Origin of the sequence: Rhodococcus sp. BS-15 (genome assembly GCF_000813105.1) — a bacterium.
Classification (GTDB): Bacteria; Actinomycetota; Actinomycetes; order Mycobacteriales; family Mycobacteriaceae; genus Rhodococcoides.
On record NZ_BAOX01000185.1, the window covers coordinates 1 to 9,871 of the forward strand.

Annotated in this window: 10 protein-coding genes and 2 pseudogenes; 7 read left to right on the forward strand and 5 right to left on the reverse strand. The window is 65.2% G+C overall.

Annotated elements, in window-relative coordinates; all coding sequences use genetic code 11:
- Positions 1-266: cobalamin biosynthesis protein (locus RHBS_RS18455; protein ID WP_187298542.1), on the forward strand; the 266-nt coding region annotated here is incomplete at its 5' end.
- Here RHBS_RS18455 and RHBS_RS18460 read toward each other — a convergent pair.
- The 3 genes from RHBS_RS18460 to RHBS_RS18470 are packed head-to-tail and all read right to left on the reverse strand — an operon-like array spanning position 207 to position 2,299.
- Entirely contained in the window at positions 207-1,118 is a 912-nt protein-coding gene (locus RHBS_RS18460; RefSeq protein WP_128646193.1) for an SURF1 family protein, read from the reverse strand. The genes RHBS_RS18455 and RHBS_RS18460 overlap by 60 nt on opposite strands.
- An 18-nt stretch (positions 1,119-1,136) precedes the next feature.
- On the reverse strand, positions 1,137-1,610 hold the full coding sequence (locus tag RHBS_RS18465) for a low molecular weight protein-tyrosine-phosphatase (protein WP_183130127.1): 474 nt from the start codon (positions 1,608-1,610) through the stop codon (positions 1,137-1,139).
- Positions 1,607-2,299, reverse strand: a complete 693-nt coding sequence (locus RHBS_RS18470; protein WP_121869556.1) for an HAD-IA family hydrolase — start codon at positions 2,297-2,299, stop codon at positions 1,607-1,609. The genes RHBS_RS18465 and RHBS_RS18470 overlap by 4 nt, the downstream gene beginning before the upstream one ends.
- 55 nt (positions 2,300-2,354) lie before the next feature.
- On the opposite strand from RHBS_RS18470, the pseudogene cobC reads away from it, so the two are divergent.
- The 6 genes and pseudogenes from cobC (at position 2,355) to RHBS_RS18500 (ending at position 7,785) form a co-directional block, all read left to right on the forward strand.
- Positions 2,355-3,391 (forward strand): annotated as a pseudogene (cobC, locus tag RHBS_RS18475) (Rv2231c family pyridoxal phosphate-dependent protein CobC).
- Between the two features lie 14 nt (positions 3,392-3,405).
- Positions 3,406-4,527 carry a Nif3-like dinuclear metal center hexameric protein gene (locus tag RHBS_RS18480; protein ID WP_128646194.1) on the forward strand — a complete coding sequence of 374 codons (1,122 nt, stop codon included), beginning with the start codon at positions 3,406-3,408 and terminating at the stop codon, positions 4,525-4,527.
- Between the two features lie 158 nt (positions 4,528-4,685).
- Positions 4,686-5,423, forward strand: a complete 738-nt coding sequence (locus RHBS_RS18485; RefSeq protein ID WP_128646195.1) for a zinc ribbon domain-containing protein — start codon at positions 4,686-4,688, stop codon at positions 5,421-5,423.
- A pseudogene (locus tag RHBS_RS18490) lies at positions 5,381-6,537 on the forward strand (bifunctional RNase H/acid phosphatase). The gene RHBS_RS18485 and the pseudogene RHBS_RS18490 overlap by 43 nt, the downstream one beginning before the upstream one ends.
- Positions 6,538-6,571: 34 nt before the next feature.
- Positions 6,572-7,171 carry a hypothetical protein gene (locus tag RHBS_RS18495; RefSeq protein ID WP_121869559.1) on the forward strand — a complete coding sequence of 200 codons (600 nt, stop codon included), beginning with the start codon at positions 6,572-6,574 and terminating at the stop codon, positions 7,169-7,171.
- Between the two features lie 77 nt (positions 7,172-7,248).
- The gene (locus RHBS_RS18500; RefSeq protein WP_121869560.1) at positions 7,249-7,785 is read left to right on the forward strand and encodes a Uma2 family endonuclease; all 537 of its coding nucleotides are present in this window, start codon (positions 7,249-7,251) and stop codon (positions 7,783-7,785) included.
- 113 nt (positions 7,786-7,898) lie between these two features.
- Here RHBS_RS18500 and RHBS_RS18505 read toward each other — a convergent pair whose 3' ends face one another.
- Positions 7,899-9,362, reverse strand: coding sequence for a hypothetical protein (locus tag RHBS_RS18505; protein ID WP_128646196.1), 1,464 nt, complete (start codon positions 9,360-9,362; stop codon positions 7,899-7,901).
- Entirely contained in the window at positions 9,352-9,717 is a 366-nt protein-coding gene (locus tag RHBS_RS18510) for a hypothetical protein (protein ID WP_187298543.1), read from the reverse strand. Before RHBS_RS18510 ends, RHBS_RS18505 begins: the two co-directional genes overlap by 11 nt.
- Positions 9,718-9,871 lie beyond the last annotated feature (154 nt).

A 9,871-nucleotide genomic window follows, 5' to 3' on the forward strand; every position in this document is an offset into this window, starting at 1 on the left:
TCGCCGCGCAGCACCCCAGCCCCAACGCAGGTGTTGCGGAGGCGTCGGCTGCCGGGGCACTGGGGCTGCAGCTCGGCGGCAGAACGCAGTACCGACACGGCGTCGAGATCAGGCCGACACTCGGTGACGGCCACTCGCCGACTGCACGCGACCTTCATCGATCGGTCGTACTGTCGAGCCGAGTACAGGAACTGTCTGCTCTCGCGTCAGCGATTCTTGCCGTAGCGATCGGCCAAGCGGGGATCCGACGGCGTCGTCGAGCGTGACGCCGCACGCGCCCTGGCTCGCTTCTCGCGGCGTGTGGGCAGGGTGAATTCTTCTTCCTCGTCGGGAGCGGCCTCGGGTTCGGCGTCCGGCTCGCCGGCCGTCGCGTCGGCGAGTTCGGCACGCGAGTTACGGCGTTCCCGTATCTCCGCCCGAGCGAAATACGCCAGGCCCAGCGGTGCCATGATGCCGAACGCCAGCCACTGCAGACCGTAGGACAGATAGGGGCCTGCGTCGGTCTGCGGCAGTTCGATCAAGCCGAGACCGCCCGGCTGTTCGTCGTCGAGCTGTAGGTATCCGTCGATGGCGTCGACTCCGACCGCTGCGCCGATCTGTTCCGGATTGATGTTGTAGACCTGCAGCCGACCGTCGTCCTCGACGGGCTCGCGCGAGGTGCCCTCGGCTTGGCGTAGCCGTGCGTTCAGCGTCACTTCACCGGCGGGTGCCGCCTCGAACTCGGGCGCTCTGGTTCCCTCCACCGGCAACACGTACCCGCGATTGACGAGCACGGTGGGCCCGCCATCGATCACGAACGGGGTGATGACCTCGTATGCGGGCTGATCACGGATGCTGCGCAGCCGCACCAGGACGTCGGAATCTGCGACATAGGACCCGGGTGCGATGACCCGACGCCACTCGTCCTCGGCCGGAAACCCGTTTGCGGTGAGAACATCGGAGATCGGCACCGGATCCGCGTCGACGGATCGGGTGATCAGATCGTTGCGCTCGGACGTCGAGGTGTTCTTCCCCAGCTGCCACGGAGCGAGCACGCTGAAGCACAGGAACGCAAAGGCCAGCACTACCGCAGCCAGCACCAACCATTTGGGTCGCAGCAAGAACGCTAACTTTCGCACTCCACCACGGTAGCCGGGTCAGCGAGAGAGTCGAGACCGTGCCCAGTCCAGCATGCCGGGAACGGCACTTTCGATCTGCTCGCGCACCTCTGTGAACGCCGAATCGGACGAGTAGTACGGATCGGCCACCGACGAGTCGTCGGCATCGGGATCGAACGACCGCAGCAGTGCGACACGATCTGCCGGAGCGCCGAGCTGCAGTAGGGCGCGCGCATGGCCGGTATCGAGCGCGACGATCAGATCTGCTGCCAGATGATCCGGTCCGACCTGCGCTGCCGCGTGCTCGCTGTCGTATCCGTTGGCATCGAGCTCGGCGACGGTTCGTGGATCTGCGCCGTCGCCCACGTGCCAACCGCCGGTCCCGGCGCTCGAGACACACACCGCGTCGTCCAGACCGGCGTCGCGCAGATGCCCCGCGAAGACCTTCTCGGCCATCGGCGATCGGCAGATGTTGCCGGTGCACACGAACGTCACATGCAGTGGCTCGTTCACAGCACGGCCGCCGTGTTCTGCTCGAGCACGGTGGCCAGTTCGTCCATGCTCGACGCGGTGAACGCGGCGTCGTCGCTCTCGCCGTCGACGCCGTAGCCCCACTCCACGTACACCGTGGGAATGCCGAATCGAGCGGCACCGTGCACGTCGTGGTCACGATCACCGATCATGATTACCCCGGCCGTGCCGCCGTCCACGGACTCCACCGGGTCGATGCCGAGGTTGGTCAGCGAATGCGCGATCACATCGGACTTCGCGCGCCGGGCACCGTCGTTGCTGGCACCGCCGATGAACTCGAAGTACCGCGAGAGGCCGAAGTGGTCCAGAATCCGAACGGCGAATCGCTCCGATTTGGACGTCGCCACACCGAGGCGGACGCCGCGATCCTGCAATCGCGTCAACACCGACTCGATACCGTCGAACGCGGTGTTCTCGGCCCAGCCCCGCTCGTCGTAGCGCTCGAAGTACGCCGCCAGCGCACGTTGCGCCGCATCCTCGTCCAGGCCGAGGCCGCGCAACGTGTCGATCAGGGGTGGTCCGACGACCATCGAGAGCTGTTCCTCGGTCGGCTCGGGGGCGTCCACCGACGCCAATGCATGACGAAAACCAGCGTGAATTCCCGGTGCGGAATCGGTCAACGTCCCATCGAGATCGAACAGGACAACGGACGCGGGAGCATCGACAGACATGGTCGAAGCGTATCGGTGCGGGCTGTTCGACGACGGCGCGGCTACGCTCGTCGCGATGTCCGACACAGCTGCCGATCCCGATGCGCTACTCCGTCACCACGGGGACGTCGAGGTCGATTCCGGATTCGTCGACTTCGCAGTCAACGTGCGCGGTGACGGACCGCCGGCATGGCTTCGCGATCGGCTGGCCGCGGCACTGAGTTCGTTGGGTTCGTATCCTTCTCTGGCTGCGGAGAAGGCCGCGCGCGAGCAGGTTGCCGCACACCACGGCCGTTCACCGGACGAGGTGTTGCTGCTCAGCGGCGGGGCCGAGGGTTTCGCGATGCTGCCCCGGCTGGGGCCCCAGCTCGTTGCGACGATCCACCCGTCGTTCACCGAGCCCGACTGGGTGCTGGAGCAGGCGGGCATCCCGGTGCACCGAGTGATCCTGCCGCCGCCCTTCGAACTCGATCCGACGCTCGTGCCCGATGCCGCCGACATGGTGATCCTCGGCAACCCGACCAACCCCACATCGGTTCTGCACCCACGCGAGACGGTCCTGAGACTTCGTCGACCCGGCCGCACACTGGTGATCGACGAGGCCTTCGCCGACGCGTGCTCGGGGCGGGGGAATCCGTCGCGTCACAGAGCCTGGACGACGTTCTGGTTCTGCGGAGCCTGACGAAGACGTGGGCGCTGGCGGGGTTGCGATGCGGATACGCATTGGGGCACCCCGACTTCCTCGCGAGGCTGCAGTACGGCCGCGCGCACTGGCCCCTGGGGAGTCTGCAACTCGAAGCGATCCGCGCCTGCACCGAACCGTTCGCCGTCGATCAGGCACGCGCCGAGTCCGAGCGCATCCACTGTGAACGCATCGCGATGATCCCGCGACTTGAGGCTCTTGGCCTCTTTGTCGCAGGCCCGGCCCGGGGGCCGTTTCTGTTGGTGCGCGTCCAGGATGCCGATTTGGTTCGAGAACGCCTGCGCACCATGGGTATCGCGGTGCGGCGCGCAGACACGTTTCCGGGACTCGACCGTCACTACCTGCGCGTCGCAGTACGGGACTCGCAGCAGGTCGACATACTGGTGGACGCGTTGAACACCGTTCTGTGAGGAGAGCAGCGAACATGGCAGTGACACTGGCAGACGTCATCGAGGTACTCGACGACGCGTACCCACCCCGTCTGGCGGAGAGCTGGGACTCGGTGGGCCTGGTGTGCGGAGATCCCGAAGCTGTTGTGCAGCAGGTCGTGTACACCGTCGACGTCACCGATGCAGTGGTCGACGACGCCATCGCCCGGGGTGCCGATCTCATAATCGCCCACCATCCCTTGCTGCTCAAAGGCGTGGACACCGTCGCGGCCGACACCGCGAAGGGATCGGTGATCCACCGCCTGATCAAGGCCGACTGCGCGCTGTTCACCGCCCACACCAACGCCGACTCCGCCGATCCCGGGGTCTCCGACGCACTCGCGTTCGCGCTCGGGGTGATCGACACCCGGCCACTCGATCCCATTCCTGCTCCCGCACATGACAAGTGGGTGGTCTTCGTGCCGACCTCCGACTCGGCCGCGGTGCGACAGGCCATGTTCGACGCCGGAGCCGGGCAGATCGGCGACTACAGCGAAGCGAGCTGGCAGAGTGCGGGGCTCGGCCAATTCCGTCCGGGCCCGAACGCACACCCGACGCTCGGTGTTCTGGGCGAGGTACACACCGAGGCGGAGGATCGCATCGAGATTGTTGCCCCCAAAGGGCTACGTGCTCAGGTGCTTTCGGCGATGCGTCGGGCACACCCGTACGAGGAGCCCGCGTTCGACGTCTTCGAATCCGCGGCTCTACCGTCGTGCACCGGGCTGGGCCGCATCGGAAAGCTGCCGAATCCGATGACCCTCGCCGAATTCACCGACGTCGTTCGGGACGCGTTGCCGACAACCAGCTGGGGAGTACGCGCCGCCGGAAATCCCGAGGCCTCGGTCTCGGTGGTTGCGATGTGTGGGGGAGCGGGTGACTCGTTTCTTTCCACGGTGGCGCGCACCGACGCCGATGTGTACGTCACTTCGGACCTTCGGCACCACCCCGTCGACGAGCACCTGCGCGCAGGCGGCCCCGCGGTGATCGACACCGCGCACTGGGCCTCGGAGTTCCCGTGGTGCGAACAGGCGCGTGGCATCGTCGACGCCGCATTCGGCGACACCGACGGGTGGAGCAGCCGGGTCACCGACGTCCGCACCGACCCGTGGACCATCTGACCGGTGGCTGGGCAGGAGTGGAGCCTGCAGAAACGACCTTGATGGGCAGGAGTGGAGCCTGCCGAAACGACCCCGATGGCTTGTATCCGGCGCTGTCGCCGTTCTGCAGCCGGTAGGGTGATCGGAACCAACTTCCATAGTCGCAGGAGTCATCAAGCGTGAACGTCGATCCCAAAGTCCAGGCCTCCCTGCTCGAATTGGCCGGTGTGGATACCGAACTCTCGCAGATCGCCCACCGCCGCAAGAGCCTCCCCGAGCAGCAGGAGGTGGACAAGCTCGAGACCGAGCGCACCACCCGCAAGGACGCCGCGGTTACGGTGCAGATCTCGATGGACGACCTCGATCGGGACATCCGCAAGCTCGAGGGTGAGGTCGACGCGGTTCGGAAGCGCGAGGCTCGCGACAAGAAGATGCTCGAGAGCGGCACCATCGCGCCGAAGCAGATGACCGAACTGCAGCACGAACTCGGCAGCCTCGAGCGTCGCCAGGGCATCCTCGAAGAGGAATTGCTCGAGGTCATGGAGCAGCGTGAGGCCAGTGAGCGAGACTACGAGCACGCCGGCGCGCAGCTTACCCAGATCGAAGACGAATTGGTCGATGCCGGCCGTCGCCGCGACGACGCCGTCGCCGACCTCGATGTCGCCGAGAAGCGCAGCGCCGAGCGCCGCGAGTCGTTGGTCTCGGGATTGCCCGCGGACCTTCTTGCGCTCTACGAGAAGCAGCGAGCGCTCACCGGCCGCGGTGCGGCACTGCTGCAGGCTCGCCGATGCGGAGCGTGTCGCATCGAACTCGATCGCAACGAGATCGCAAGCATCGCCAACAAGCCCGCGGATGCTCTCATTCGCTGTTCCGAATGCAACGCAATCCTGGTGCGCACCAAGGAATCCGGAATTTGAGTCAGGTATCGAGGGTCGTCGCCGAGGCCGACGGTGGATCGCGTGGCAATCCCGGCCCGGCCGGTTACGGCGCGGTGGTGTTCAGCGCCGATCGTTCGCAGGTTCTCGCCGAGCGTCGGGCATCGCTGGGCGTCGCTACCAACAATGTCGCCGAGTACAACGGCCTGATCGCGGCTCTGAGCGCGGCACGCGATGTCGGGGCTCGTGAGGTTGCCGTCCGGATGGACTCCAAACTCGTCGTCGAACAGATGTCCGGGCGCTGGAAAGTGAAGCACCCGGACATGATTCCGCTTCAGCGCAAAGCCGCCGAACTGGCCCGCGGCTTCGACTCCGTCACCTACGAATGGATTCCGCGCTCGCAGAATTCACACGCCGACGCGCTGGCCAACGAGGCGATGGACGCAGCGGCCGAGGGAAAGGACCTATCGGCTCGGCCCGACGCCGAGTCGGTCGCAACGAAGCCCGCGTCGCCGGGGTGGACCGGTGCGATGGGGGAGCCGACGCGCCTGTTGTTGCTGCGACACGGCCAGACCCCTATGTCGGTCGACCGTCGATACTCGGGCCGCGGCAACCCGGATCTGACCGAACTCGGCCGACATCAAGCTGATTCTGCCGCAACGGTTCTGGGTTCACGCACCGACATCGACGCCATTGTGGCCTCGCCGCTCGCGCGCGCACAACAGACTGCCGCAGCGACAGCCGGCCGCCTCGGATTGCCTGTCACCACCGTCGACGCCTCATCGAAACCGACTTCGGCGACTGGGAGGGCTTGACGTTCGGCGAGGCGAAAGAGCGATACCCGGAGCAGCATCAGGACTGGCTCGGTAAGACGTCGGTCGCACCACCGAACGGGGAGAGCTTCGACGCGGTGCGCACGCGCATCGAAGCAACCCGGGACCGGTTGCTCAGCGAGTACGCCGGAAAGACCGTTCTGGTGGTCACCCACGTGACCCCGATCAAGATGTTGCTGCAACTCGCACTCGACGTCGGCCCGTCGCTGCTGTATCGACTGCACCTCGACCTCGCGTCGCTGAGCATCGCAGAGTTCTACCCCGACGGTGGGGCCTCGGTGCGATTGGTCAACGACACCTCGCACTTGACTCGACTGGCCTGATCCTTTCGGAGCATCGAAGGAGAGCGCGGTCTGTATGTCCGAGAACAGTATTCGCGAGCCTGTGGTGGCCCGCTGGATTGTCTTGGCGGCGTTCGCATCCGCCGTTGCCGGTCTGGCAGTCGCGTTCGGGTGGCGGTACGGGGTGACGCGGAGTTGGCTCGATGCCGATGCCCCACCGCCTGTGGATTCGGGCGACACCGGGTATTTTCGCGTGTTCGACTACGTGCAGTATGTGTCGGGACCGCCATGGTGGCCGATCACTTTCGTCGCTCCAGTCGCCGCACTTCTGATCGGCTGCGTCGTCTCGGTCATTCTCGGACGGCTCTGTCTCGGCCGAGGGACCGGTCGGCTGACGCTTGTGGTGGCCCCACTGGTGGCGGGAAGCATCGTCGGCGCGGGGACCGCATGGTGGGCTCGGAGCGAACCTCCCGAGATCCGCGTCAGGATGGTCGCGGATCCCTCCTTCGACGACCTCGGGCCGACTGGCGTTGCGCGTCGAGACATCTACGGCGGTCCGCCGTTGTTCGACACCGTGCATGCTGGGGTGCTGTTGCCGGTGATGGGAGCGGTGGTCGGTGCCGCAGTGTTCGGTGTGGGCCTGGCGGTCTCGACGCTCCGCGCACGACGTGAATGAGACCCGCACCGATCGCGTCGGACCGCACCACGGCCATTGTCGGTGGTGCCGGCAGTGACCGCGGTTAGACTGCACGAGTGACCGCCGCCAGAGCGCACCCCAAACTGCTGTCTGTCGAGCAGTGGCGTGCGCTGGGTGAGGACGACTATCACGCCGAGATGCAAGAGGGCGTGCCGATCTTGTCACCGCGGCCGCCGAAGACGCACGCCCGCACACTGTTTCGGCTCTGCACTCAGATCGGTGAACAGCTTCCTGATGGGCTCGAAGCGCTACCGGAAATCGAGGTTGTCGTCGATTCGGTGACGCCGGCGACGGTGAGGGTACCCGACGTGGTGGTGTGCGCAATCGACTCACCTGAGGCGCTGCACGCCGAAGATATCGTGTTGGTCGTCGAGGTGATCTCGCCTGGGTCTCGTCGGACTGATGTGGTGACCAAACGCAGCGAGTACGCCGACGCGGGGATTCCCCATTACTGGATTGTCGATCCGGATGCTGCCACGCTCACAACGCTGGATCTGAGTCCGCACGGATACGTCGAGCACGTTCGTCGAGGGCGGTGCGTCATCGAGGCCCCGATGCCCCTGACGATCGATCTCGACTCTGCGCTGAGCTGACGCGACGGTCTCTGCCGGTGAAACTGAGCTACAGCTTTTTTGCCTCGTCGACGTATGGCTGTCAGTTCTAGGAATGGACGGCACGGAATTGCTGACGTTTCAGGGGCATCGGGCTAGTCGAGAAAGTAGGCGAGGACTTTTTCGTCGGAATCCAAGACCTCGTCAGGAGCCACCCCGAGCTCGAGCGCGAGCTCGATGGATCCGAGGAGAGCGACCTCCAAGTCAGGGGAGAAGGCCCGTTCGAGCACACCGAGGTAGTCGGACATGCTCGCATCGAGCTGCTCGATCAGCTCCTGGTACTCGGAGCCGAGTTGCTCATCGAGAACCCGCTGCTCGCCGAGATAACGCTCGATCAGCAACGCCTCACGCTCGGAGAGCGAAGACGACACAGCCTTGTACATGACAACGCCGACAGTATTGCCGATCACGGCACCGAGAACCGGCACTGGAATAATGGCCTGGCCGACGAACGAGGACAGGGCGCTGACGGCAGTCTCCAGACAGACGAGCTCCGAGTTCTCGATGAACGTCACCTCCTCGATCTCACCGCCACGGAGTTTGTTCGCCTGCTCCGCGACGCCGAAAGCAGCGGTGACGATTGAGCTGGCGACGGCTGCGGGGGTGGCGGAGAAGTTCGTGAGCCAGTAGATGCTGAGTCCTCGGACACCGCCTTGGGCGGTGCCGAGACCTCCGTCGCCCGCGATGTCGGTCCAATCGTCGCGTGTGAAGTCTTTGAGCTGCTTGCCTGCACGGCGTTTCGCGATCACGGCCCGCGCGAGTGCGGTCCCGCCTTCGATGGCGGCGGCCGCAAGTGTGGCCTTCGCGCCCTGCCGCAGGGTCGGCTTGCTTTGTTGGTAGGCGTCGTCCCGCAGGGACTGGTCGGTCGAGTGGAGGGAATCAGCCTCTGACTGCAGAGTCGCGCTGTAGGCACCCTTTTGAACCTCGGAGTACTTCAGGTGTGAGGGCTCGAGTGATTCGATGCCGACAGATCCCTCCCCGAAGAAGGCGTGGACTTTCGTCCAGTCCTTGAGGGACAGGCCGTCGCCGCCGATCGTCAGGAGTTTGCTTGCTTCCTCGCGTGGCATGGCGTGCAGTTTCTGGATGACCTCGAAGTGATCGCGGGGGATCTGGTATTTCCCGCCGTTCTCGACGAAGTCGGGATACTTCTGAAGGTGGTCGGCGATCGCACCGAGACCGAATCTGCCGCCGGCGGCGACGAATCTCTGCTGAATTGCTACGCCGCTGCGCATCAGGTCGACGGGGCTGTTGTTGTTAATCCATTGGTAGTGCGGGTTGTCGCCGTGGATCTGGCGTCGAGCGTTACCGATGCCCACTTCTGCGACCTCGGCGATGAAGCCGTGCATGCCTTTCACTCCGCCGCGGTTGGTGGTGACCACCTCGAGGTCGATCTTTCGGATCGCTTCGTCGACGCTGGAAAGCGCCTCCGTCAGGTTCTTGTCCTGCAGGTCAAGGGCGCTCAGGAGGTTGTCCAGCCGGAGCTGGTTGAGGTAGTTCACCCAGGCGGCGACAGCCTGTTCTTGATTGCTCTTTCCGAGCTTCCCTGCCTCATTCGTCATCGGTGCCCTCCTCGATGCGCTGTGTCAGCAGGGCTGCGCAGGCCTTCGTGTTGTTCACCAGCGCCACGAGCTGGAACTGCTGGGGCACGGGCAATGTGAGGAAATCAGCGCCGAAGCACGTGAGTGCTGCGCTGTAGCTTCGCAGGAGCTTGTCCCGGAGGACCGCGGTTCGTTCGAGGAGATCACCGATCTGGGCGTCTATGCCTTCGATCTGCGCGGTGTTCTTCTTCACCGAGATCAGCGCTGCGTGCTTCGCCTCGCGGTTGTCGAATTTGTTCTTGGTGAACACGGCTATCGAGGCAAGCAATGTGGCGCCGGCGACCGTCCAGCCGATGGGGCCGGCGAGGGCGAGCAAGGAGTGCCGGCGGCGGTACCTCCGCCGCCGACACTGCCTTGCTCGCCCTCGCCGGCCCCATCGGCTGGACGGTCGCCGGCGCCACATTGCTTGCCTCGATAGCCGTGTTCACCAAGAACAAATTCGACAACCGCGAGGCGAAGCACGCAGCGCT